This window comes from Psychromonas aquimarina ATCC BAA-1526 (assembly GCF_000428725.1).
In the GTDB taxonomy this organism is placed as follows: domain Bacteria; phylum Pseudomonadota; class Gammaproteobacteria; order Enterobacterales; family Psychromonadaceae; genus Psychromonas; species Psychromonas aquimarina.
In genome coordinates, this window is the sequence record NZ_AUAM01000009.1 from 162,184 (window position 1) to 186,568 (window position 24,385).

Here is a 24,385-nt window from a genome sequence, read left to right on the forward strand (position 1 = left end):
TGCATAAAGCCCTAGACTGCCTGAATAGTAATTCGGGCAGTCTAGGGCTTTATTGATCCGGGCTTAGCTCTGCAATTAAGTGAGCTTTTAAGTTCTGGTGAGTGGTTTCTGCGTTTTCTAGTCATTGTCTGCTCCAGTTGTGATGCTAGTTATTAAAACAGATTAATCACTTAAGGTCGTGTCCGATTTTTGGGGGCCATTTCTTTCAAGTTCGGTTAGTCTAGCGCTTAAAGCTGGTTGAACTTCATTTTCAATAAAAGACTGCCAATCAACATTCCAAGGTTTGACAAAATGTCGTGTATCTGGGTACCATTTTTGATCTGCATTTATTCCCCAGACCCAAAAAGGATCTGCTGGATGTAATACCCACACTTCCTTGCCTAAAGCCGCTGCTAAAACTGCCGCTGAGTTATCAACTGCAACTATAATATCCATGTTTTCAATTAATGCAGCATAGTCTGCAAAGTTGCCACCTGCACTATATCCCTTTAATTCGCTGATCTGCAGCCCCTGTTTACTGAGTTCTTTTAGCTGAGATTTATAGCTGCCATATTGTAAACTAAAGTAGTTCGCACCCGTTTCTGCTATTAAAGCCGTGAGAGCCTCTATCGGTAATGACCAACGATTTACTGTTTTAGCATCTGCACTCCCACCAAACCATGAGATACCAACTTTTAATGAACTCGGGAGCTGTGCTTGTAGGTCTTTGCTCAGTGTTTTAGGAGAGCTAAGCTTTCGATATGATGAAGCTAATGATTGTGCATTGCTTAAATAGTACTTAGGAAGATCGCCTGCTAATATTTGATAGTCAAATTGTTGATCTACGAATTTACTGAAATCCCTATTTCTCATTTCAACAAACTTGACTTCAGGGAAACTGCTTTGTAGTAGGCTTGTTAATCTTGGCTCCCCAACCACTGTGACGTTTTTAGCGTTTTCGGCAACCAATGGAAAGGTCCGCGTAAAAATTATTTGGTCGGCAATGCCTTGCTCTTGCCAAATCAGAATGTTTTTACCTTGTAGTGGTTCACCTCGCCAAATAGGGGCTACATTCTCAGGGATACGAGAGGCTCCGGGTAAAAAATGACGATAGCTATAGTTATGCCATTCTTCACCATAGGGCTGCTCAGTAAGCATTAAGATGGCTGTATTTAGCCTTAATTTGGCATTATTAGGATCGAGGCTAAGCAGGTTATTATAAATTTGTTTGGCTTGCTTAAGCTCTCCCATCCGTTGTAAATTTAAACTCAGATCAACGAGTAACCCGCTGTCTTTTGTTTTATTAAATAGCTCACTGAGCAATTGTTCTGCAAGTAAATATTGTTGAGATTCTAAATAGCAGGTCGCCAAAAACCGGAATGTGGTGAGCTCATTATCACCTAAATTAATCGCTTTTTTTATCGCATTAATAGCCTCTGGCCACTGCTCTAAACAACAAGCATTGGTTGCTAATAATTTCCAGGCAATGGCAATATCTTGGTGTTTATTGACAATTTCTTGGCACAGTGATTTTGCTTTGCCGTATTGTTTTTTTTTATTTAACTCAGCAGCTTGTTGAATTTTCTTTTGAATACGTTTGGGGGTCATTAATCGGCTCTCTGTTTACGATATTTATAAAAACCTTGAGTCACTACACTATATAATATTTACTTAAACATATAATAACTTATTATTAAATAAGTTATTTACTATACAATTATAGAATCGCTTAGATAACTGTAGGCTTAAAAAATTGAATAAATACATTCATATATTATAGGTAGTGTCGCCGTAATGTTAGTTAAAAGCTTAATGTTAAAACCAGTAAAAAATATGTTGGTAGCTCCTTCTACTAGGTTACAAAATATAATTGACTGTGATGCCATGATTCAAGGTGGCTGCGTTATCGTATGTGAAGGAAGGCATCTGTCAGGTATTTTAACTGATGGAGATTTACGCCGCCACCTTAAAAATTACTCTCAAAATAGTAAAGTTGAGGAGATTATGACTGCCTCTCCGCAATCAATCCAAGAAAATGCCCTTGTATCAGATGCCTTTAGGTTAATGACCGAGCTGAAAATTAATCAGCTGCCGGTTGTCGATGAGCAGCTGCAAGTGCTTGGCTACCTAGATTATCACTCTGTTGCTAATGAGATGTCACCTGAACAACTGTTTATTGATTTAAACGAGACACAATTAACGGAGAATGAAAACCGGCATCTTGCACGTTACCACTTTGCAGCCCAGTTTATTGAACCTGATAAAAAAGTGTTAGATTGTGCCTGTGGTTCCGGTTATGGTTCTAAGTTACTTGCAGATAATCGTTTAAAAGTAACCAGTGTGGATCTTTGTGATAAAGCGATTCGACATGCCCGGGATAAGTATCGAAGTGATAATATTGATTTTATCTGCCGTGATATCAGCCAAATAGACTTTGCCGCGAATAGCTTTGATGCGGTTGTATCGCTTGAAACATTAGAGCACGTACCTAATGACGTTTGCCGACAATATCTAAGTAATATTGACAAATTTCTAAAGCCAGGCGGCATGGTTGTTGCCTCTTCACCTATGCTGCGCTATAGAAATGGTCAGCCATATATAACCAACCCGTATCATATTAACGAGCAGCCTAAAGCTGAATTATTGGCTATGTTTAAAACATTATTACCAGATTATGTGCTGCATTTCTATCATCAAAAAGAAACTAAATTTGTCCCTTTGACTGATGAGGATACGGGATTTTGTATTTTAGTCGCTAGAAAGCCAAATTAAGTATAAGGATGGCTCATGCATAAAACGATTGAGAAAAATTTAGCTCGAGTGAGCCGCTTAGTGGATGAGGATGTACAGCTGAGTGAACAGGGGTTTCCTTTGTTTAACTGGCTGGAGTTGAGCCCAATTGATACCTGCAATCGCAGCTGCGTATTTTGCCCTAAAACTGATCCAAGTAAAGCACCTAATCAGCCCCATGTTATGCCGCCGATGCTTTATCAAAAACTGGCAGATGAATTAAAAGCGATAAATTATCAAGGTACGGTCATGCTTGCCGGTTATGGTGAGCCACTTTTAAGTAAGCATATTGTAGATATGGTCAGTGTATTTTCAGCGGTTTGTAATACAGAGATCACTACCAATGGTGATCCATTGAACAAAAGAAAAATACAACAGTTACTTGATGCTGGAGTAGGTAAAATTGTTGTCAGTATGTACGACGGCCCAGAACAAATCGATCATTACAAGCACCTTTTTTCGCAGGCTAACGCACCTTTAGATAGTTATATCCTACGTGACCGCTGGTATGGCGAAAGTGAGGAGTACGGATTAAAGTTAACCAATCGCGCAGGGGTGCTATCGTTTGGAGAGAAGGTTGAAAAGTTACATCATCATCCTTGTTATTACCCCGATTATATGATGATGGTGGATTGGAATGGTGATGTGATGTTGTGCACCCAAGACTGGAATCGACGAATTAAAAGCGGAAACTTAAGTTTTAATAGCTTAGTTGAGGTATGGCAGTCAAAATTATTGAAACGTTATCGAAGTCATTTACATGCGGGAAAAAGAGACCTGCCCCCTTGTAATCAATGTAATGCGACAGGTACGTTACACGGTAAAAAGCAGGCCCTATTATGGGATGATTATTATGCTGACAAGCAAATTAATATTAAAATTGTGGAGTCTGAATAAATGACGATACAAGTTTTAAATGAAGGTTATCAAAATGACCTGCAAGGCTTTTATGTTAGCAAGGCGGAGCGCTGTTATTTATATGACCAGGATGGCAAACAGTATATTGATATGGCGATGGCGGGTGGCTCTGCAATATTAGGGCATGCTCAGCCAGAAATACAGCAGGCTCTACAGCAGCAGTTATCATTAGGCAGCTTATATACCGCACCGACACCACTCGCGCACGAGTATGCAAATCTATTGAGTCAATCTGTAACACCTTACCAAGACTTTATTTTTTGCAGTACGGGCTCCGAAGCGACGATGCGTGCTATTCGCATTGCAAAAGCTTATACCGGGAAAAAAAAGATAGCCGTATTTAGTGGTTGTTGGCATGGCTCGCACGATTTTTTATTGATTGAAGAAGATTATCAATCCCCATTAGATTCTCCTCGAGCAGCTTTAAAGTCTGCAGGAACGCCTGTGGAGTTACTCGAACACTTATTGTTACTTCCTTATAACCACCAAGCTGCTGTCAAGTTAATTAAAGAGCATGCCAACGATATTGCAATGGTGTTTATTGAGCCTGTTCAAGGTTCTAACCCGCGAGATGATATTAGTGGTTTCTTACATAGTCTGCGTAATGTCTGTAATGAGAACAATATTTTATTAGGTTTTGATGAGGTAATAACGGGGGGACGTTTAGCTGTAGGTGGTGGTCAATCCTACTTTAATATAACAGCCGATATTGCCACTTATGGAAAAACATTAGGTGGCGGTTTACCTATTGGTATTGTGGCGGGTAAAAAAGATATCATGGACTGTATTCGCAATGCCCCATTATTTATGGGTGGGACTTTTTCAGCGAACCCACTGTCTTTAACTGCCGGGCTAACTCTGATTAATTATCTGCTTAATCACCCTGAGATATACCAACAAATTAATCTAGCAGGGCAGAGGTTGCGGCAAGAGATTAATCAATTCTGTCAACTGCATAATATTAATGCTCATATGATGGGGGTTGCCTCTTTATCGCGTTTAGTGTTTTGTAAACGTCATATTGCTTCAAGACGCGAAAGAGATACTCATGAAGTCTCTTGGGATAAACAGGCTGAGTTTTACCTGCTATTAAAAAAGCGGGCAGTGTATATTGGTGGTAATCGTATTAACTTTATCTCTTCTACCCATTCATCTAAGGTGATCGATAAGGTTATTAAGGCTTATCAAGAATGCTTATTTGAATGGCATCAGCAAGGAATCATCTAATGAGCGCACGTTCTAAGGATTACATTTTTCAGGAAAATGAACAAGGAGAGCTAAAATTTATTGGCGATTTTGAAGGTTTTTATCAGGCTGAAGATGATCCATGGCAACAATCGGGGGGGAGCTCTGATATTGCTGCTTATTACAAGTATTCGCGACAAAAAATTGCTGACTATATAAATCAATATTCGTTTCAACGCGTACTTGAGGTTGGTTGTGGTGTTGGACACAGCACAAGTCAATTAGCAAAGCTTATCCATAGAGGCTGTAGTGGTGCAGATATCAGTCAAACCGCAGTAGATAAAGCGACATTAAATTATCCTCACTTACATTTCTTTCAACTCGATATTTGTCAGCCAATACAAGCAGCTGAAACTGTTGGTAAGTTTGATTGTGTTATTCTCAATCAAGTGTTGTGGTACATTATGCACGCCATGCCAGAAGTAAAACAAAATGTTAAGTCGTTATTAGCTGAAAATGGGCTGGTTATTTTCTCCACTGCATTTTTAAAAGAGCAGCGTTACGGGCAAGAATTTTTTAACGGCTATCAAGGCTTTATTGATTACATTCAACAGCATTGGATTGAAGATTTTACAATAGAACATAAAAGTTATGATGCTTCAAACAACTTTGACTATCATGATGGGTTCATCTGTTTAGGTCTAATTTCAAAGTGAATTTGGCATTTTTGCCTTTGAGTGATTTGACTATGAAATTTCCACTTAATTTTATTGAATTAAAGAAGTAAGTGGAAATTAAAAGACCCTCGTTAAGCTAAATAGTGCTTAATAAAGCTTCTTTCGAAGCTTATGAAATAGAACAGTCAGCCTTCAGGACTTAATTCTGCAATTAAGTGAGCTTTTAAGTTCTCTTCCTGCTGCTCGGTTAGTGCATTTCCCTCTTCGGTTGACACAATAAACAGATCCTCTGCTCGTTCACCAATGGTGGTTATTTTAGCGGTATCTAACACCAGGCCACTGCTGCGGAATACCTCGCCGATATTGGCCAGAATGCCCGGCGCATCAAAGGCGACCACTTCAATCTGCGTGCGTTTACGGCGGGTTGGTAAAAAAGTCACTTCAGGTTCAAATTTAAACTGACGTTTAACCCTGGGCAGACGGGTCTGCTGCATATTAACTTTCTCCGGCGCCAGCAGGGCCATTTCCACCGCTTTTTTTAAACGCTGAATTTTATCCGGATCAATATGTTCACCGTCCTGCTCCAAAACAGTAAAGGTACTGAGTGAAAAGTAATCACGGCTGGAGAGGATTTTGGCATCGTGCACACTGAGTTTTTTATTGTCGATCTCCGTGACCACGGAAGAAAACAGTGCCGGCATATCTTTATGGTAGACAAAAACTTCCGTTGCACCGCGTTCATTCTGATCACTGATTAAAATCATCGGGCGGCTGTGGTCGTCATGTTTCAGCAGGTTAACTGTGTGCCAGACGATCTGTGCCGAGTGGTAACGGAAAAAATAGTTGAGTTTAAAGCGTTTCCATAAAGGTTTTACCTGCTCTTCAGTAATACCGGCTTCCAGTAACAGACCAAGTGTTTTACGCTGCCGATCGCGAATACGATCTCGGATATCGGGAGGATTTTCCAGTCCGCGCCGGAGCATTTTTAAGGTGCTGTAATACAAGTCGCGTAACAGTGCGCCTTTCCAGCTGTTCCAGGTCTCTTCATTGGTTGCACAGATATCGGCAACGGTTAAACAGTATAATAAATTCAGGTGTTTTTCATCACGCACCAGTTTTGCAAATTCAATGATCACGCGCGGATCGCTGATATCTCTGCGCTGCGCTGTGACCGACATGGTCAGGTGATGTTTAACTAACCAGGAAACAATTTTACTTTCATAGCGGCTTAAACCGTGTAACTGACAAAAAGCCTGTGCATCAACTGCGCCTAGGAGGGAATGGTCTCCTTTCTGGCCTTTAGCGATATCATGAAAAATAGCGGCTAAAAACAGCAGTTCCGGCTGTTCTAAATAGCTGTAAATTTCGTTGGCCAGCGGATGATATTCTTTAGTTTTAGGGTAGTTGTAAATATGTTGAACTAGTTTATGGCTGTGTTCATCAACCGTGTAGGCGTGAAACAGATCAAACTGCATCTGTCCGACAATTCGGCTCCACTGCGGAATATAAGCCGCTAACACCCCGTATTCATACATTAAAGTGAAAGCCAGGCCCATGCCTCTAGGGTGCTTGATGATATGCAGAAAAATTTTCCGACACTCAGGAATATTCTGCAGCCAGTGGGTCAGGCAGCGCCTTGCTTCGCGCAGTTCACGTAATGTTGGAGAGTAAATACCCTTGATGCGCGGATCTTTAGCGATGTGCAGAAACAGCTGTAAAATCGATTCCGGCTGATCACTGAACAGGCTGCCGGTTTTTAATTCAATCATATTATCACGCAGCTGAAAGTGCTCATCGATATATTCAATGTGCTGTGCGATGTTGCCTAAAATAGCTTCATCAAAATACTGCAGGAGCATCTCATTAAGCTCTTTGACCCGGTGAATGGTTTGATAAAAGGCTTTCATCATCTGCTCAACAGCCTGATTCCCCTGGCCGCTGTAACCTAATAATGCCGCCACTTCATTCTGGTAATCAAATAAAAGGCGGTTATCAGGCCGGCTGGTTACTGTATGCAGGGCAAAACGGATTGTCCACAGCGAAGTCTGACAGTCAACCAGCTCCCGGTACTCTCCCTGAGTAATGTAATTGTAGGTGGTTAAATCTAATAAACTGTGTGCGCCGAAATGACGTTTTGACACCCAGGCGATAGTCTGAATATCACGCATGCCGCCGCAGCCGTTTTTAAGATCCGGTTCAAGACTGTAACCATCACCACGGCAGTTTGTATGACGCTGCTTCTGTTCCTCTTTTTTGACCGTAAAAAACTCGTCTGCCGGCCAGAAATCCTTTCCTTCAACCAGCTGCAGCAGTTTTTCATAGGTATTGCGGTTACCTATGATATATCGGGCTTCAATCATGCTGGTGGCAACTGTGATATCGGCTTTACCCTGTTGATAGCAGTCATGCAGGGTGCGTACGCTGTTACCGATATCAAGTTTAAGATCCCAGAGCAGGGTGATAAATGCACTTATTTTTTCTTCTGACTCTTTACTGAAGCCGCTTTGTGAAAGAATAAGCAGATCAATATCAGATTTAGGGTGCAGTTCACCGCGCCCGTAACCGCCGACAGCAATAAGGCTGAGATCGTAATTTTCATTTAAGCCGATGGAATCCCACAAACGTGCCAGCAGTTCATCAATATAACGTGCCCGCTGGGTAATTATCGTGGTGATTTTATGGCGGGCTTTAAAGCAGTCAACCTGCCATTCCTGAAACTGTTTAAGATGATTTTTCAGATAACTGATAGTGAGGTTATCTTTATGAATATTTACTGGGGAGAGCTTTTCGAAATTCATTTAAACCTCGTACAGGTATGATGACGCCTCTATTTTTTAATAGAGGCGTAGAGAGATTAATCGTGACTGATAAAGCGTTCTATTGTTTCTTCCGGGCGCAGGGTTAAAATCTCAACGCCGTTTTCGGTAACCAGTAATGTATGTTCCCACTGTGCAGACAGCTTTTTGTCTTTAGTAACTACTGTCCACTCATCTTTGAGTACTTTACAGTTTTTCTTGCCGGCATTGATCATAGGTTCAATAGTAAAACACTGGCCGGCTTTTAAAGTTTCACCGGTTCCGGCTTTACCGTAATGTAAAACCTGCGGTTCTTCATGGAATTGTGCGCCGATGCCGTGACCGCAGTATTCGCGGACTACTGAATAGCTGCTTTTCTCTGCATGTTTCTGAATTGCCGCGCCGATATCACCTAAACGGGCCCCCGGTTTTACTAAGTTGATGCCTATATATAAACATTCCTGTGCAACACGAGATAAACGCTCAGCTAAAATAGAAGGTTTGCCGACCATAAACATTTTTGATGTGTCACCGTGGTAGCCGTCTTTAATTACCGTAATATCAACATTAATAATATCGCCGTCTTTGAGTGGTTTATCATTAGGAATACCGTGACAGACAACGTAGTTTAATGAAGTACAGATTGATTTTGGAAAACCGTGATAATTCAGCGGCGCCGGTACTGCCTGTTGTTCATTAACAATCATCTCATGGCAGAGGCGGTTCAGCTCATTGGTCGTTGTACCTTTCTGGATAAAAGGTTCGATCATCGTCAGTACATCCGCGGCTAACTGGCCTGCGATACGCATTTTTTCGATTTCTTCTGCCGTTTTTATGATTGCTGCCATCTGTTTTATCTCTATTTTGTTACATGAATAATTAAGCGCTAACTATAAAGAAATAATGGTAACGAAGCTAGTTAAGTTTACTGCCTTTAAGCCCTGTTTATGCTGTGGAATAGCCTGTACAGGGGGATATTAAGAGAGATAGAAATCGTATAACTTTAACACAGGAATTATTGAGTTGAACCACAGAGTGTGATATAAAGCGCATCGAGTTTGTAACTGCAGTTAGTTGTCACAAAACTCACTTAACTGATACGTTCTTTTTTTGACACTGTTCACCTGCTGAACAATGACATTTAGAGGCGTACTTAAAATAACACACACGCATCGACACGTAACTCGGGGTGCCTTTTATTCAAGTTGTTTGAGTACTGGGTCGAGTGTATGGGATGTGTGGAGGCCTAACCCCCTAAGAGGAAATTCTAATGGCAAATGTATCAATGCGCGATATGCTGCAAGCTGGCGTTCACTTCGGTCACCAAACTCGTTACTGGAACCCAAAAATGAAACCTTTCATTTTCGGTGCTCGTAATAAAGTTCATATCATTAACCTTGAGCAGACTGTTCCAATGTTCAACAAAGCACTTAACTTTTTAGAAGCAAAAGCAGCTAAAAAAGGTAAAGTATTATTTGTTGGTACTAAACGTGCAGCTTCTGAAGCAGTTAAAGAAGCAGCTGAAAGCTGTGATCAGTTCTACGTTGATCACCGCTGGTTAGGTGGTATGTTGACTAACTGGAAAACAGTTCGTCAATCGATCAAACGTTTGAAAGACCTTGAAGTTCAAAGCCAAGACGGTACTTTTGACAAGTTAACTAAAAAAGAAGCGCTTATGCGTTCTCGTGAGTTAATCAAACTTGAAAAAACGCTTGGTGGTATCAAAAACATGGGCGGTATCCCTGATGTAATCTTCGTAATCGATGCAGATCACGAGCACATTGCAATTAAAGAAGCGAATAACCTGGGTATTCCAGTTATCGCTGTTGTTGATACTAACTCATGCCCAGACAACATCGATTTCGTTGTTCCTGGTAATGATGATGCTATCCGTGCAATCAAATTGTACTTAGATGCAGCTTCTCTGACTGTTAAAGAAGGTCGTGAGCAGGATGTTATCGTACAAGCTGAGCAAGACGGTTTTGTTGAAGAAGTTGCTGAAAAATAAGCTCTTCTAAGCTAAAAAGCTCTTATTAATCGGTCTCTGACTGATTATCGGGGGTCTTAATGACCCCCTTTTTAATTGAAAATAATAGGAATTCGACAATGGCTATTACAGCTAAGCAAGTTAAAGAACTTCGTGACCGCACAGCTGCGGGTATGATGGATTGTAAAAAAGCATTAGTTGAAGCAGATGGCGACATCGAGCTTGCAATTGAAAATATGCGTAAATCTGGTGCTGTAAAAGCAGCTAAGAAAGCAGGCCGTGTTGCAGCTGAAGGTGTTATCCTGGCTAAAACTGCTGGTACTGTTGCTCTTATCGCAGAAGTAAACTGTGAAACTGATTTCGTTGCAATGGATAAAAGCTTCCTTGCATTCGCAAATAAAGTTGCAGATATCGCATTAGCAAACAAAGTAGATAGCGTAGAAGCGTTAGCTGAATTAGCATACGATGCTGATACAGTTGAAGGTGCTCGTGCTGCTCTAGTTGCTAAAATCGGCGAAAACATCTCTGTACGTCGTTTACAAATCGTTGAAGGTGACAACCTTGGCGCTTACGTACACAGTGGTAAAATTGGTGTTGTATCTGTACTTAAAGGCGGCGATGCTGACCTTTCTAAAGATATCGCAATGCACATTGCTGCAGCTGCACCAACATACGTTAATCCTGAAGACGTACCTGCTGAAGTTGTTGCTAAAGAGAAAGAAATTCAACTTGCTATTGCAATTGAAAGCGGCAAGCCTGAAGCAATCGCTGAAAAAATGGTTTCTGGTCGTATGGCTAAATTCACTGGTGAAGTGAGCCTTACTGGTCAAGCGTTCATTAAAGATCCTTCAATGAAAGTTGCTAAGCTTCTTAAAGATGCTGGTGCTGACGTTGAATCTTTCATCCGCTTAGAAGTTGGTGAAGGTATTGAAAAAGTAGAAGAAGATTTCGCTGCTGAAGTTGCTGCAACAATGGCTGCTTCTGCTAAATAATCATCTTAATAAACAATGAGTTCTGCTTGTTGTCTTAAAAGAACCGCGGCTGAGACTGCGGTTCTTTTATATTAAGAATATAGCGATTTTATTAACAAACTGCTTTAAATCTGTTCGATTTGAGTGTCGGATCGTTTTAAAAACAGGCAGTTTGTTAATGTAATCGGTATTAACTCCACTTTGAGGAAAGAACATTATGAGCACGAATCCTAAATCTGCATATCGTCGTATTTTATTAAAATTAAGTGGAGAAGCCCTCGTCGGTGAAGAGGGATTTGGTATTGACCCTAAAGTGCTGGATCGTATGGCGCTGGAAATCAAGTCACTAATTGAAGCGGGTGTTCAGGTTGGTTTAGTTATCGGCGGCGGTAATATCTTTCGTGGAGCAGGTCTGGCTGAAGCAGGTATGAACCGTGTTGTCGGTGATCATATGGGTATGCTGGCAACAGTAATGAACGGTCTGGCAATGCGTGATGCACTGCATCGTTCACATGTTAACTCGCGTTTAATGTCGGCAATTCCGTTAAACGGTGTTTGTGATGACTACAACTGGGCAGAAGCAATTAAGCATCTAAAACTTGGTACTGTGGTTATTTTTTCTGCGGGTACCGGTAATCCGTTTTTTACCACCGATTCTGCAGCCTGCCTGCGCGGTATTGAAATTGAAGCTGATGCAGTATTAAAAGGTACTAAAGTTGACGGCGTATATGATGCTGATCCGGTGAAAAATCCTGATGCAAAATTATACAGCGAGATTGATTACCAGGTTGTATTGGAAAAAGAGCTGCAGGTTATGGATTTAGCCGCATTTACATTAGCACGTGACCACAGTTTACCGATTCGCGTATTTAACATGAATAAACCCGGTGCTTTAAGTCGTGTTGTACTTGGCGACAATGAAGGCACAACGATTACACACTGCAGTGAAGTTAAATAAAAACTTAAAAACGTAAAAAATTAAGGGAATTGTTATGATCAATGAAGTAAAAAATGATGCTCAGACTCGTATGGGTAAAAGCATTGAATCTTTTAAAAGCCAGCTTGCAAAAGTGCGTACTGGTCGAGCGCATCCAAGCCTGTTAGACGGTATTATGGTGCCGTATTACGGAAGTAATACTCCGCTTCGTCAAGTGGGTAATGTATCAACGGAAGACTCGCGTACATTAACCGTGACTGTTTTTGATGCGTCATTGATCCAGGCTGTAGAGAAAGCGATTATGGGCTCAAACCTGGGATTAAACCCTATGTCTGCCGGTACAGTTATCCGTATTCCGCTGCCTCCGTTAACGGAAGAGCGTCGTAAAGATCTGATTAAAGTGGTTCGTGGTGAAGCGGAAAACAGCCGCGTTGCTATCCGTAATATTCGCCGTGATGCAAATGGTGACTTGAAAACGCTAGAAAAAGATAAAGATATCAGCGAAGATGAGCAGCGTTCAGGTGAAGAGCTTGTTCAAAAAGTTACCAATGAAAGCATCAAACAAATTGATGACATTCTTGCGGTAAAAGAAAAAGAGCTGTTAGAAGTTTAATAGTATAAAAATCAGCGCACCTGATTACTGGTGCGCTGCTTTCTGTTAGTCATATTTCTCAGGGTCGATTGTGATAACGTTAAATGAAAGTTTAAAATTACCCAGGCATGTCGCTATCATTATGGATGGTAACGGGCGCTGGGCTGAAAGCAAAGGAAAGCACCGTGTCTTTGGACATAAGCATGGCGTTAGAGCTTTACGTAAAGCGATTACTTTTGCCAGCGACAGCAATATTCAAGCATTAACCATCTTCGCTTTCAGCAGTGAAAACTGGCAGCGTCCGGCAAAAGAAGTCAGTATGCTGATGGAACTGTTTTTTACCGTATTAAAAAGTGAAATAAAGAAATTAAATAAAAACAATATTAAATTAAAAATTATTGGTGAATTAAGCGGTTTTAGTGAGCGCCTGCAGAAAAAAGTTTTAGAAGCGGAAAAAGCTACGGAAAGCAATACCGGGCTGGTACTTAATGTTGCCGCAAATTACGGCGGACGCTGGGATATAACTCAAGCAGCCAGGAAATTAGCTAAATTAGCCGCAAGTGGTGAATTAGACGCAGATGATATTGATGAAAAAGTGTTAGCCAAAGCTGTCTCGTTAGATGCACTGCCGGCTGTGGACCTGATGATCCGGACCGGTGGTGATCAGCGTATCAGTAATTTCTTATTATGGCAGCTGGCCTACGCGGAACTGTATTTTACCGACATATTGTGGCCGGATTTTGATGCATCAGCTTTTCAGAGCGCACTAGATGTGTTTTCCGGAAAAGAGCGTCGTTTTGGCAAAACCAGCGAACAAGTCAGCTCAAAGTCATCTTAGCCGCATGAATACCGTAACCGAATTTAACAGGATGTCTCTGTGAAACAACGAATAATAACCGCTTTGATTTTAGCTCCTCTGGTAATTGCGGGCATTTTTTTCTTACCGCTTAAATTTTTCATGCTCTTTTGTGCTGCTATTTATTTATTAGCCAGCAAGGAATGGGGAGCATTTGTTGACAGCAAACCTTCCAGCCTGATTCTTTATCTATTCGGCTTAGTGCTTGGGGTTACATTAGTATTTATGCCCATAGAGCAGGTCTGGATAAAAGGTATCGCTAATTCCGTGTTAATTAACGGCTTGATTGTTACTGCTGTGTGGTGGTGCCTGGCACTGTTAATGGTGATCAGCTACCCGAAAACATCATCAGCCTGGACTAACAATAAATTAGTAAAAAGTCTGTTTGGTTTATTGACTCTAGTACCGTTTTTCTGGGGAATGGTGTTATTACGCTCGGTCAATATGCACCATGATTTTTATTACGGTGCAGAACTGTTAATGTTTGTCTTTCTGATGGTCTGGGCCGCAGATACCGGCGCCTATTTCTGCGGCAAGAAACTTGGTAAACACAAGTTAGCACCAAGTGTCAGTCCGGGAAAAACTGTTGAAGGTTTTTTGGGCGGATTAGTGAGCTCAATGCTGGTAGCACTGCTAGGTTCAATTTATTTTGCCATTCCAGCAGATAAAATGGCTTTCTTCTTTATTGGTGCATTGTTAACCAATGTGGTGTCGGCGCTAGGTGACTTGAATGAAAGCATTTTCAAGCGTGAAGCTGGTTTAAAAGACAGCGGTAATCTTCTACCCGGGCATGGCGGCATATTAGACCGAATTGACAGTCTAACGGCTGCTGTACCTGTTTTCGCTCTTATCTATCTTATTTGGCTTGTTTAATAAATGAAAAAGTTAGCTGTTTTAGGCGCAACAGGTTCAATAGGAGCAAGCACGCTTAGTGTGTGCAGAGCAAATCCGGATTTATATCAGATCACTTTGTTAGCTGCAGCTTCTAGTGTTGATAAAATGTTTGCCCTGTGCCGGGAGTTTTCTCCTTTATATGTATCGATGAGCGATGCAGCCGCTGGTTCTGCTTTGTCTGCTCTGCTGCAGCAGGCTAATCTGCCATGCACTGTTGTTGATAATGAAGAGTTGTTACTGCAGCTGCTGGCAAGCAGTGAAGTTGACTCGGTTATGGCGGCTATTGTCGGCGGCGCCGGATTAAAAACAACGCTGGCGGCGGTTAATGCCGGTAAAGAGATCTTCCTGGCAAACAAAGAATCACTGGTCATGTCCGGTGCCTTGTTAATGGATGCGGCTGCTGAATCGGGCAGTAAGCTCTGGCCGGTTGACAGTGAACATAACGCCATTTATCAGGCTCTGTCGGCAAACCTGCAGAACAGCATTGGTGCATGTGATCTGGAGGGCGAAGGAGTTGCTAAAATACTGCTTACCGGCTCCGGCGGTCCTTTTTTAAATAGAGCACTTGACTCATTTGCTGAGATTACGCCTGCACAGGCCGTTAAACACCCCAACTGGTCAATGGGACAGAAGATATCCATTGATTCCGCCACTATGATGAATAAGGGCCTTGAATATATTGAAGCGCGCTGGTTATTTAACGCTTCTCAAGAACAGCTGCAGGTGATTATACATCCGCAGTCTGTAATCCACTCTATGGTGCAGTATAAAGACGGCAGTGTGATCGCGCAGATGGGCAATCCGGATATGCGTATTCCGATTGCGCACGTGATGGGCGGGGCGCAGCGGATCGAAAGCGGTGCTGGTTTTTTAGATTTTTTCTCCAGCCCGGATTTTAGTTTCTGTGAGCCCGATTATCAGCGCTATCCCTGTTTAAAATTAGCGATTGATGCCTGTTATGCGGGGCAGCATGCGACCACTACATTAAATGCGGCTAATGAAATAGCTGTTGAAGCTTTTTTAAATAACAAAATTAAATTTACCCAGATAGCACAGCTTGTCGAACGCGTTTTAAATAAAAGCGGCGCAGTTCAGATTGACTCAATTGCTCACCTGTTAGAAATTGATAAACAGGCAAGGCAGTGTGCTTTGCAGATAATTAATCGAGAAAGTTTATGCTGAGTGCTTTGTGGAACTTAGGTGCATTTGTTATTGCATTAAGCATTTTAGTAGCGATTCATGAGTATGGTCATTTCTGGGTTGCCAGGCGCTGCGGTGTAAAAGTACACCGCTTTTCAATCGGCTTTGGTAAAGTGCTGTTTAAGCGTATTGATAAGCACGGCACCGAATTTGCAGTTGCCGCCGTCCCCCTTGGCGGTTATGTGAAAATGCTTGACGGACGGGTTGAAAATATTCCGCCCTCGGAGCAGGCATTTGCTTTTGATAAAAAAACAGTCTGGCAGCGTATTGCTATTGTTTCCGCCGGCCCGCTGGCTAACTTCCTTCTGGCTGTGATTGCCTTTTTCTTTATGTATATGATTGGTGTTAACAGCGCCAAGCCGGTTATCAGTGATACTGTGGCGAACAGTCCCATGAGTGTTATTGAAAGCGAGAGCCGCTATCTGGTTACGGCCGTCAATAAGCAGCAGGTCGGAGACTGGGAAGCACTTAATCTTGCTCTGGTAAGTCAGATAGGTGAAACTGCGTTTGATATCACGATTAAACCTCTAACTGCTAATAAAATAGACTTCGCCTTTGAACCAACAAAAACTTTTACGGTCTCACTGCAGAATTGGACATTTGATCCGAAAAAAGAGTCGATAATAACCAGCCTGGGATTAATTCCTTTTTCACCGCAGGCCTTTCTTGAGGTTGCTGCTGTTGCACAAGGCGGGGCTGCAGAAAAAGCAGGACTGGCTGAGGGCGATAAATTAATCGCGATTGACGGTGTTAAATTAAGCAGCTGGCAGGAATTTGTTGAACTGATCCAGCAAAATGCTGATCAGGTACTGAAACTTGATATCGAAAGAGGCACAATAGCGCAGACAGTTATTCTAACACCTGATGCGCGTAAAACGCAGTCCGGCACTGCTCAGGGCTATATAGGTCTTTCACCGGTAGTTGAGGCCTTTCCGGAAGAGTACCGGGTAAAACTACAATATGGTCCGTGGCAGGCTTTCACTAAAGGTATTGAAAAAACAGGGCAGTTAACAAAACTGACTTTTGATACTCTGGTAAAACTAGTCACAGGTGATATTTCGGTTAAAAACCTTAGCGGCCCTGTTGCGATAGCAAAAGGGGCGGGTATGAGTGCCGATTACGGCATAGAGTATTTTCTGGGATTTTTAGCTTTAATCAGTGTCAATTTGGGTTTAATGAATTTAATTCCGCTGCCGGTATTAGACGGCGGACACCTGCTGTATTATTTCGTTGAAGTGATCACAGGTAAACCTGTACCGGAAAGGATACAGGAGATTGGTTTTCGAATCGGCGGGGCAATTTTAATGAGTTTGATGCTGATCGCCATACTCAATGATTTTAATTTACTGTAGTTCTGCCGACTGCTTTGTTGGTGGTTGATAAATCATTGTGTTGAAAGTGTATTTATAACTTTATAAACTCAGCGCCTGGTTAAAATAGTTTCGTATTCGAATAGTTATATAGCAGAGTTAATACTCGCGGTTTTACTAAAAATTTCAGCACTGAATGCGCTTAATAAAAACACTCATATAAGTGTTGTAAAGGATTAACGGATAAAATGATTAAGAAATATCTACTTTCTTCTGCGATTGTAATCGGCAGCTGTTTACCTGCATTATCATTTGCAGAACAATTCACCGTCTCCGATCTGCAGTTTAAAGGTCTGCAGCGGGTCACTTTAGGTGCCGCTTTACTAAGCCTGCCTATTCGCGAAGGTGATGTTGTTGATGATTATGAACTAGCTAAAGCAGTCAAAAAGCTTTATGCCAGCAGTCATTTTGAATCAATCGAGCTGAGCAGAGACGGTGATGTTCTTATCTTCACCGTTAAAGAGCGTCCGACCATCAGTAATGTTGAATTAAGCGGCAACGATAAATTAACCGAAGAACAAATTTTTGATTCGTTAAAATCATCTGCTGTGCAGGTTGGTGAATCTCTGGACCGCACAACACTGAGCGCTATTGAAAAAAGCCTGGAAGACTTCTATCACAGTGTCGGTAAATACAGTGCAAAAGTTGAAACGATTGTTACCCCGCTGCCGCGTAACCGGGTTTCAATTCAGTTTGTATTTCGAGAAGGTCTGACTGCCAAGATCGAGCAGATTAATATTATCGGTAATACTGTTTTTCCCGATGAACTGCTGCTGAAACGCCTGACATTAAGCGACTCCGGCGGCTGGTGGGACTTTTTTGCCGATGATAATTATCAGAAGCAGAAGCTTGCGGGTGATTTAGAAGTTATAAAAAGTTATTACCTGGACCGTGGTTATATTCGTTTTGCTATTGATGAAACACAAGTTGCCTTAACCCCTAATAAAAAAGGCGTTTATGTTACGGTGAATGTCGATGAAGGTGATATATATAAAATCGATGAGGTTAAATTTATTGGTGATTTATTAGATCACGATGCAGAAATTGCCTCACTGGTGCCTTTTAAGAGTGGTGATGTTTATGCTGCATCAGATGTTTCATTCGCAGAGCAGAGTATTCGTAAATTCTTCGGCCGTTTAGGTTATGCCTACCCGGAGATCACTACCTATCCTGAAATTGATGATGAGACAAAGACGGTTTCTGTTAACTTTTCTATTGAGCCTGGCCAGCGAGGTTATGTCCGTCATATAAATATTTCCGGTAATACCACCACTAAAGATGTTGTATTACGCCGTGAGATGCGTCAGATGGAAGGCGGCTGGTTATCCAGTGAAAGCATTGAAACCTCGAAAGCACGTCTTAACCGTTTAGGTTTTTTCTCTAAGGTTGATATCAATACCGAAAGAGTCAGTGATGATTTAGTGGATCTGAATATTGATGTAGAGGAGCAGGCTTCGGGTTCCTTTAATGCGGGTATTGGTTACGGTACCGAGTCCGGTATGAGCCTGACCGGTGGTGTGCAACAGAATAACTTCCTAGGCTCAGGTGATAAAGTTGGTTTTGAAGTAAAAACCAATAAATATAATACCAGCGCAAATGTTAACTATACGACGCCTTATTTAACCAAAGACGGTGTAAGCGGCGGCGGTCGTATCTTTTATGACAAATTTGAAGCAGGTGAAGCGAACATTGTTGACTATACCAACACAACTTACGGTATACGCGGCAACTTAGGCTTTCCGGTGAATGAACTCAACCGCTTAGGTTTCAGTGTCGGCTGGGAAAATAACGGTATTTCACAACTAAAGGCCTATGAACAGTTATCTACTTTCTGGGATATTTACGGCTCCATGCTCAATGATGACGGTTCTGTTAACTTCCAGAACTTCGATGTGACAGCCAAATGGACACGCAATAACCTTGATAAAGGTCAGCTGGCCACTCAAGGTATGAAGCACTCTTTATCGGGTAAAATGACCGTACCCGGCTCAGATCTGCAGTACTTTAAAATTAATTTTGAGATCAGTAATTATCAGCGTATTTCAAATGACGGCGACTGGACAACTCTGTTAAGAGCCAGCGCCGGTTATGGTAATGGTTACGGCACCTTTGAAGGTAATGATCAGATACTGCCTTTCTTCGAGAACTATTATGCCGGTGGTTACAGAACCCTGCGTGGTTTCTCCAGTAATACTGTCGGTCCGCGTGCTATGTACCGCGGTCAGAATAACGAGGGTAATAACTCGATGCTTCTGACGGATAATGCTGTGGGCGGTAATGCTAAATATACACTAAGCGGTGAAGTAATTTTCCCTGTGCCGTTCCTTGATGAAGCTTATACCAGACAGGTAAGAAGCAGCCTGTTTGTTGATGCTGGTGAAGTGTGGGATACCGAGTTTGATTACGAAAAATATCAGCAGATCAGCTGTTCATATAACTGCGATTATTTTGGTGATTACTCTAAGCCGGGTAGAATACGTGTTTCGGCGGGGACGCAGTTAACCTGGGTTTCTCCTATGGGACCGTTAATTTTCACACTGGCCTGGCCGATCAAAAAATATGAAGGAGACCGTACGGAAGTCTTCTCATTTAATATTGGTCAAACATTCTAATTATTTTTACATATATAGCTGCAGCCTGTATGTCAGTCTGCAGTGTTATCTTTTATTATTACGGAGTTATAAAATGAAGTCTTTTTTTAAAGTAGTTACAATAGCTGTTGCATTAGTTTCTGTTCCTGTGGTAAATGCTTCCCAGGAAGCCGCGAAAATTGGTGTTGTATTTCCAACTAAAATTCTAAAAGCATCACCGCAGCGTGACGTGATACAGAAAAGCCTGCAGGCTGAGTTCAAAGATCGTTATGAAGATATTCAGGCTATTGAAGCTAAACTAACAGAGCTGGATGCCAAGCTGAAACGTGATCGCGAAATGATGTCTGCCTCGGATGCATTTGATCTTAATCTGCAGATTGAAGTGAAACGTTCTGAGTACCAGCTTAAGCGTAAAGCATTTGAAGAAAATAACCGCCGCCGTCAGAATGAAGAGCAGCAGAAATCTTTCCTTGAAGTACAAAAAGTTATCGATGCAGTCGCTGCTAAGCAGGGATATGATGTGATTATGAACGGCGAACAAACTCTTTATACTAACCCTGCATTAGATATTTCTGACCTTATTATTAAAGAAATTAGTAAGAAGTAGGCTGCAGGTAATGACATATAATCTGGCTCAGTTAGCTAAACAGTTGAATGCACAGTTAGGCGGCGATGAAAATCTTGTATTAGAACGTCTTGCTACCTTTGATACCGCGGGACCCGGTGATATTACTTTTGTATCAGACAAAAAGTTACTGGCTAAACTTGAGTTGTGTAAAGCAGATGCGATTGTACTGCCGACAGCTTTACAGGAAAGTTATCAGGGTAACGCACTGTTTATGGATAACCCCTATGTAGGTTATGCACTATTAGCGCGGTTATTTGATACCACTCCAAATCTAGCTTCGGGAATCGCGGCTTCTGCTGTGATTGATGCAACAGCTGTGATCGGTAAAAACGTTGCTATTGCAGAAAATGTAGTTATCGGAGCAAATGTACAGATAGCTGATAATTGTCAGATTCTGGCGAATACAGTTATCGGCCAGGATTCAATTATCGGTGAAAGCAGTAAAATCTATCCGAATGTGACTGTTTATCATAACTGTCAGTTAGGTAGACGCTGTATTATTCATGCCAATACCGTCATTGGATCCGATGGTTTCGGCAATGCACCGTATCAGGGAACCTGGGTTAAAATTCCGCAGATAGGTCAGGTTCTGATCGGGGATGATGTTGAAATTGGTTCTTCAACAACCATTGACCGCGGCGCACTGTCAAATACTGTTATTGCAGACGGTGTAAAAATTGATAATCAGTGTCAGATTGCTCATAATGTGTCGATCGGCGCTCATACGGCAATTGCCGGCGGTTCAAATGTTGCCGGCAGCACCAAAATAGGTAAAAGCTGCATTATCGGCGGCTCAGTTGCGATGAACGGCCACTTGAATATTACTGATAATGTAGTTATTACCGGCGACAGTATGGTGATGCGCAGTATTGATGAACCTGGTATTTATTCATCCGGCGTACCGGCACAAAAAAACAGAGCATGGCGTAAAACAACTGCTTACACGTTAAAAATCGATGATTTATTCAAACGTGTTAAAGAACTTGAAAAACAACTTAAAGATTAAATAAAGGAACAGATCGTGAGTAACGAATTAAATTCACTGGACATCAAAGAGATCATGGATCTTTTACCGCATCGCTACCCGTTTTTATTAGTGGACCGAGTATTAGACTATGTTCCTGGTAAAACACTGCATGGTGTAAAGAATGTTTCTTTTAATGAACCGCAGTTTCAAGGCCATTTCCCCGGCACTCCGGTATTTCCCGGTGTAATGATTGTCGAAGCATTAGCCCAGGCAACGGGTGTGTTAGCATTCGCAACTTACGGCAAACCTGCTGAAAATGAACTATATTTTCTAGCATCAATCGATAAAGTGCGTTTCCGTAAACCGGTTGTACCTGGTGATATTATCCACCTTGAAGTTATTTACTTAAAAGATCGCCGCGGCATGGGTAAATTTGAATGTACGGCAAAAGTTGACGGTGAAATTGCCTGCCAGGCGATGATCATGTGTGCAAGAAGAGAGATCTAATGACAAATTCAACAGCAAGAATTCATCCAACTGCAATTGTGCATGAAAATGCCGTAATCGGTAAAAATGTAGAAATCGGCCCGTATAGTATTATCGGCGATCGTGTTGAAATTGGTGATGACTGCTGGATTGCACCGCATGTTGTTATCAAAGGCCCGACTAAAATGGGGCAGGGTAATAAGATTTTTCAGTTTGCCTCGGTCGGCGAAGACTGCCAGGATCTGAAATATAACGGTGAAGAAACCTTCCTGGAAATAGGTGATAACAACGTATTTCGTGAAAGCTGCACCATTCACCGCGGTACGGCACAGGACCAGGGTACAACCCGTATCGGTAATAATAATCTGCTGATGGCGTATGTGCATGTAGCCCATGACTGTATCCTTGGTGATAATATTATTTTATCTAATAACGCAACATTAGCAGGCCATACCAAGCTGGCTAATAACGTCATTATCGGCGGCCTTTCGGCACTGCATCAGTTCACTCGTGTAGGCGAGTATGCAATGATCGGCGGCTGCTCTGCGGTTAATAAAGATATCCCTCCGTATTTTATGGCAACGGGTAATTATGTGCAGGCACAGGGTATTAACTCAGTTGGTTTGAAACGCCGCGGTTTCAGCAGTGCTGCTATTATGGAAATCAAGCGTGCTTATAAAGCGCTCTGCCGTCAGGGAAATACACTTGAACAGGCTAAGCAGGAAATCGCTGCAAAATTAGACAGCTGTCCTGAACTGCAGGTCTTATATGACTTTATCTGCGAAGACAGCCGCGGTATTGTCCGTTAATTTGATAATCAGTAAGTTTTATTTAAAAAAAGGCTCATTAGAGCCTTTTTTTTTAAGGTGAATTAGAAATGAATAAACCATTAAGAATCGGTCTGATTGCTGGCGAAGCATCCGGTGATATTTTAGGTGAAGGTTTAATTAAAGCCTTAAAAGTTCATTATCCGGATGCTGTGTTTGAGGGTATTGCCGGTCCGAAAATGATTAAGCAGGGCTGCAGGGCACTGCACCCTCTTGAAGCGTTATCGGTAATGGGGTTTGTTGAAGTACTGGGAAAATTACGCAGTATTTTAAGCATCCGCAAGTCGATTATTAATCATTTTATCAATAACCCTCCGGATATATTTATCGGTATTGATGCCCCGGATTTTAATTTAACTGTTGAATTGAAATTAAAAGAGAAAAATATAAAAACAATTCACTATGTCAGCCCCTCGGTATGGGCCTGGAAGCAGTGGCGTATCCATAAAATTGCCAAAGCCACTGACCTGGTTTTAGCCTTTCTGCCTTTTGAAAAAGCATTTTATGATAAGTTCAATGTACCTTGTCAGTTTGTCGGTCATACTCTGGCTGATCAGCTGCCGCTGCTGCCTGAGAAAGCGGCTGCGCGTTCTAGTCTTGGCCTTGCAGAGCAGGACAAGCTGTTAGCTGTTTTACCCGGCAGCCGTAAAGCTGAAGTTGAGATGTTAGGTCCGATATTCCTGCAGTCAGCCGCAATTATCAGTAAACAGTATCCAGATCTTAAGTTTATTGTGCCTATGGTTAATGAAGCGCGTAAAAAGCAGTTTTTAGCCCAGAAAGAGCAGTATGCGCCTGACTTACCTGTGACTGTATTTGACGGCCAGGCAAGTGCCGTACTGCAGTCTGCCGATACTGTATTACTTGCTTCCGGTACTGCCGCGCTTGAAGCTATGCTCGCCAAAGCGCCGATGGTGGTTGCCTATCGGGTTAAACCGCTAACCTATGTGATTGCTAAAGCAATGACTAATATCAAATATACTTCTTTACCGAACCTGATTGCGGACAGGGAAGTGGTTAAAGAGCTCAGCCAGCAAAACTGTACGGTAGAAAAAATTGTCGAAGAATTAAATCGTTTATTAGGACAAGACAATAACGATATGATTAACACCTTTACTGAACTGCATCAGCTAATAAAATGCGGTGCCGACTCTCAGGCGGCCCTGGCTGTGGTTAATTTATTAGAAAGCAGATAATCCTGCTGTATAGAGAATAGAATGAGTAAATTAAAAAACGATTTTCCTGAAGTTGTTTATCCCGACTTTAAATTAATAGCCGGTGTTGATGAAGTCGGCCGCGGTCCGCTGGTAGGGGATGTAGTTACCGCCGCTGTTATTTTAGATCCGTCTAACCCAGTTGAAGGGCTGACTGATTCTAAGAAACTAACGGACAAAAAACTTGCCCTGTTATTTGATCAGATTCAGGAAAAAGCATTATGTATCGCAGTAGGGCGCGCGTCACCTGCTGAAATTGATGAGCTTAATATACTGCATGCCACTATGTTAGCGATGCAGCGTGCAGTTGAGAATTTAACTGTACAGCCTGAGTTTGTATTTATTGACGGTAACCGCTGTCCGGATCTAAATATGCCCTGTGAATCTGTTGTAAAAGGTGATTTGCGGGTTGCTGAAATCAGTGCAGCTTCAATTATTGCTAAAGTCACGCGGGATCGCGAGATGGCTGAACTTGATCAAAAATACCCGGATTACGGCTTTGCCAAACATAAAGGTTACCCAAC

22 protein-coding genes are annotated in these 24,385 nt (G+C 42.0%); 19 read left to right on the forward strand and 3 right to left on the reverse strand.

Annotated elements, in window-relative coordinates:
* Positions 1 to 162: 162 nt before the first annotated feature.
* A complete protein-coding gene (locus tag G337_RS0102780) occupies positions 163 to 1,587 on the reverse strand; it encodes a tetratricopeptide repeat-containing glycosyltransferase family protein (RefSeq protein WP_028862525.1) in 1,425 nt (474 codons plus the stop codon).
* 186 nt (positions 1,588 to 1,773) lie between these two features.
* On the opposite strand from G337_RS0102780, the gene G337_RS0102785 reads away from it, so the two are divergent.
* From G337_RS0102785 to G337_RS0102800, 4 genes are read left to right on the forward strand one after another with little or no spacing between them, the layout of a single operon-like run.
* Positions 1,774 to 2,751 (forward strand): methyltransferase domain-containing protein, encoded by a 978-nt coding sequence (locus G337_RS0102785; RefSeq protein ID WP_028862526.1) that lies wholly within the window; start codon positions 1,774 to 1,776, stop codon positions 2,749 to 2,751.
* Positions 2,752 to 2,766: 15 nt separating this feature from the next.
* Positions 2,767 to 3,666 (forward strand): radical SAM/SPASM domain-containing protein, encoded by a 900-nt coding sequence (locus tag G337_RS0102790; protein ID WP_028862527.1) that lies wholly within the window; start codon positions 2,767 to 2,769, stop codon positions 3,664 to 3,666.
* A complete protein-coding gene (locus tag G337_RS0102795; RefSeq protein WP_028862528.1) occupies positions 3,667 to 4,914 on the forward strand; it encodes an aspartate aminotransferase family protein in 1,248 nt (415 codons plus the stop codon).
* Positions 4,914 to 5,588: a class I SAM-dependent methyltransferase gene (locus G337_RS0102800; RefSeq protein WP_028862529.1), complete on the forward strand. Its 675-nt coding sequence runs from the start codon at positions 4,914 to 4,916 to the stop codon at positions 5,586 to 5,588. Before G337_RS0102795 ends, G337_RS0102800 begins: the two co-directional genes overlap by 1 nt.
* A 146-nt stretch (positions 5,589 to 5,734) precedes the next feature.
* Here G337_RS0102800 and glnD read toward each other — a convergent pair whose 3' ends face one another.
* Positions 5,735 to 8,347 (reverse strand): [protein-PII] uridylyltransferase, encoded by a 2,613-nt coding sequence (glnD, locus tag G337_RS0102805; RefSeq protein ID WP_028862530.1) that lies wholly within the window; start codon positions 8,345 to 8,347, stop codon positions 5,735 to 5,737.
* 56 nt (positions 8,348 to 8,403) lie between these two features.
* Positions 8,404 to 9,192 (reverse strand): type I methionyl aminopeptidase, encoded by a 789-nt coding sequence (map, locus tag G337_RS0102810; RefSeq protein WP_028862531.1) that lies wholly within the window; start codon positions 9,190 to 9,192, stop codon positions 8,404 to 8,406.
* A gap of 422 nt (positions 9,193 to 9,614) precedes the next feature.
* On the opposite strand from map, the gene rpsB reads away from it, so the two are divergent.
* The 15 genes from rpsB to rnhB form a co-directional block, all read left to right on the forward strand.
* Positions 9,615 to 10,352, forward strand: coding sequence for a 30S ribosomal protein S2 (rpsB, locus tag G337_RS0102815; RefSeq protein ID WP_028862532.1), 738 nt, complete (start codon positions 9,615 to 9,617; stop codon positions 10,350 to 10,352).
* A 98-nt stretch (positions 10,353 to 10,450) separates the two neighbouring features.
* Positions 10,451 to 11,323, forward strand: a complete 873-nt coding sequence (gene tsf / locus G337_RS0102820; protein ID WP_028862533.1) for a translation elongation factor Ts — start codon at positions 10,451 to 10,453, stop codon at positions 11,321 to 11,323.
* A gap of 196 nt (positions 11,324 to 11,519) precedes the next feature.
* The gene (gene pyrH, locus G337_RS0102825) at positions 11,520 to 12,260 is read left to right on the forward strand and encodes a UMP kinase (RefSeq protein WP_028862534.1); all 741 of its coding nucleotides are present in this window, start codon (positions 11,520 to 11,522) and stop codon (positions 12,258 to 12,260) included.
* Between the two features lie 34 nt (positions 12,261 to 12,294).
* On the forward strand, positions 12,295 to 12,852 hold the full coding sequence (gene frr / locus G337_RS0102830; protein WP_028862535.1) for a ribosome recycling factor: 558 nt from the start codon (positions 12,295 to 12,297) through the stop codon (positions 12,850 to 12,852).
* 121 nt (positions 12,853 to 12,973) lie between these two features.
* Positions 12,974 to 13,669, forward strand: coding sequence for a polyprenyl diphosphate synthase (gene uppS / locus G337_RS0102835; protein WP_051302909.1), 696 nt, complete (start codon positions 12,974 to 12,976; stop codon positions 13,667 to 13,669).
* A 39-nt stretch (positions 13,670 to 13,708) separates the two neighbouring features.
* Positions 13,709 to 14,560, forward strand: a complete 852-nt coding sequence (locus G337_RS0102840; protein WP_028862537.1) for a phosphatidate cytidylyltransferase — start codon at positions 13,709 to 13,711, stop codon at positions 14,558 to 14,560.
* Between the two features lie 3 nt (positions 14,561 to 14,563).
* Positions 14,564 to 15,763 (forward strand): 1-deoxy-D-xylulose-5-phosphate reductoisomerase, encoded by a 1,200-nt coding sequence (gene ispC, locus G337_RS0102845; RefSeq protein ID WP_028862538.1) that lies wholly within the window; start codon positions 14,564 to 14,566, stop codon positions 15,761 to 15,763.
* A complete protein-coding gene (gene rseP / locus G337_RS0102850) occupies positions 15,757 to 17,133 on the forward strand; it encodes a sigma E protease regulator RseP (protein ID WP_028862539.1) in 1,377 nt (458 codons plus the stop codon). Before ispC ends, rseP begins: the two co-directional genes overlap by 7 nt.
* Positions 17,134 to 17,339: 206 nt before the next feature.
* Positions 17,340 to 19,763 (forward strand): outer membrane protein assembly factor BamA, encoded by a 2,424-nt coding sequence (bamA, locus tag G337_RS0102855; RefSeq protein WP_028862540.1) that lies wholly within the window; start codon positions 17,340 to 17,342, stop codon positions 19,761 to 19,763.
* Between the two features lie 73 nt (positions 19,764 to 19,836).
* Positions 19,837 to 20,349 (forward strand): OmpH/Skp family outer membrane protein, encoded by a 513-nt coding sequence (locus tag G337_RS0102860; protein ID WP_028862541.1) that lies wholly within the window; start codon positions 19,837 to 19,839, stop codon positions 20,347 to 20,349.
* A 10-nt stretch (positions 20,350 to 20,359) separates the two neighbouring features.
* On the forward strand, positions 20,360 to 21,376 hold the full coding sequence (gene lpxD / locus G337_RS0102865; protein WP_028862542.1) for a UDP-3-O-(3-hydroxymyristoyl)glucosamine N-acyltransferase: 1,017 nt from the start codon (positions 20,360 to 20,362) through the stop codon (positions 21,374 to 21,376).
* 15 nt (positions 21,377 to 21,391) lie between these two features.
* The gene (gene fabZ, locus G337_RS0102870) at positions 21,392 to 21,844 is read left to right on the forward strand and encodes a 3-hydroxyacyl-ACP dehydratase FabZ (protein ID WP_019613177.1); all 453 of its coding nucleotides are present in this window, start codon (positions 21,392 to 21,394) and stop codon (positions 21,842 to 21,844) included.
* Complete coding sequence (gene lpxA / locus G337_RS0102875) at positions 21,844 to 22,632, forward strand: acyl-ACP--UDP-N-acetylglucosamine O-acyltransferase (RefSeq protein ID WP_028862543.1); 789 nt, start codon at positions 21,844 to 21,846, stop codon at positions 22,630 to 22,632. The genes fabZ and lpxA overlap by 1 nt, the downstream gene beginning before the upstream one ends.
* A 68-nt stretch (positions 22,633 to 22,700) precedes the next feature.
* A complete protein-coding gene (gene lpxB / locus G337_RS0102880) occupies positions 22,701 to 23,843 on the forward strand; it encodes a lipid-A-disaccharide synthase (protein WP_028862544.1) in 1,143 nt (380 codons plus the stop codon).
* A 21-nt stretch (positions 23,844 to 23,864) separates the two neighbouring features.
* Positions 23,865 to 24,385 (forward strand): ribonuclease HII (gene rnhB / locus G337_RS0102885; protein WP_037026959.1); only part of this gene is annotated, 521 nt, incomplete at its 3' end.

Bases quoted from the DNA above. Each gene is read 5' to 3' on its own strand.
- G337_RS0102780 (WP_028862525.1), bottom strand. From the start codon at position 1,587: ATGACCCCCAAACGTATTCAAAAGAAAATTCAACAAGCTGCTGAGTTA.
- G337_RS0102785 (WP_028862526.1), top strand. From the start codon at position 1,774: ATGTTAGTTAAAAGCTTAATGTTAAAACCAGTAAAAAATATGTTGGTA.
- G337_RS0102790 (WP_028862527.1), top strand. From the start codon at position 2,767: ATGCATAAAACGATTGAGAAAAATTTAGCTCGAGTGAGCCGCTTAGTG.
- G337_RS0102795 (WP_028862528.1), top strand. From the start codon at position 3,667: ATGACGATACAAGTTTTAAATGAAGGTTATCAAAATGACCTGCAAGGC.
- G337_RS0102800 (WP_028862529.1), top strand. From the start codon at position 4,914: ATGAGCGCACGTTCTAAGGATTACATTTTTCAGGAAAATGAACAAGGA.
- glnD (WP_028862530.1), bottom strand. From the start codon at position 8,347: ATGAATTTCGAAAAGCTCTCCCCAGTAAATATTCATAAAGATAACCTC.
- map (WP_028862531.1), bottom strand. From the start codon at position 9,192: ATGGCAGCAATCATAAAAACGGCAGAAGAAATCGAAAAAATGCGTATC.
- rpsB (WP_028862532.1), top strand. From the start codon at position 9,615: ATGGCAAATGTATCAATGCGCGATATGCTGCAAGCTGGCGTTCACTTC.
- tsf (WP_028862533.1), top strand. From the start codon at position 10,451: ATGGCTATTACAGCTAAGCAAGTTAAAGAACTTCGTGACCGCACAGCT.
- pyrH (WP_028862534.1), top strand. From the start codon at position 11,520: ATGAGCACGAATCCTAAATCTGCATATCGTCGTATTTTATTAAAATTA.
- frr (WP_028862535.1), top strand. From the start codon at position 12,295: ATGATCAATGAAGTAAAAAATGATGCTCAGACTCGTATGGGTAAAAGC.
- uppS (WP_051302909.1), top strand. From the start codon at position 12,974: ATGGATGGTAACGGGCGCTGGGCTGAAAGCAAAGGAAAGCACCGTGTC.
- ispC (WP_028862538.1), top strand. From the start codon at position 14,564: ATGAAAAAGTTAGCTGTTTTAGGCGCAACAGGTTCAATAGGAGCAAGC.
- rseP (WP_028862539.1), top strand. From the start codon at position 15,757: ATGCTGAGTGCTTTGTGGAACTTAGGTGCATTTGTTATTGCATTAAGC.
- bamA (WP_028862540.1), top strand. From the start codon at position 17,340: ATGATTAAGAAATATCTACTTTCTTCTGCGATTGTAATCGGCAGCTGT.
- G337_RS0102860 (WP_028862541.1), top strand. From the start codon at position 19,837: ATGAAGTCTTTTTTTAAAGTAGTTACAATAGCTGTTGCATTAGTTTCT.
- lpxD (WP_028862542.1), top strand. From the start codon at position 20,360: ATGACATATAATCTGGCTCAGTTAGCTAAACAGTTGAATGCACAGTTA.
- lpxA (WP_028862543.1), top strand. From the start codon at position 21,844: ATGACAAATTCAACAGCAAGAATTCATCCAACTGCAATTGTGCATGAA.
- lpxB (WP_028862544.1), top strand. From the start codon at position 22,701: ATGAATAAACCATTAAGAATCGGTCTGATTGCTGGCGAAGCATCCGGT.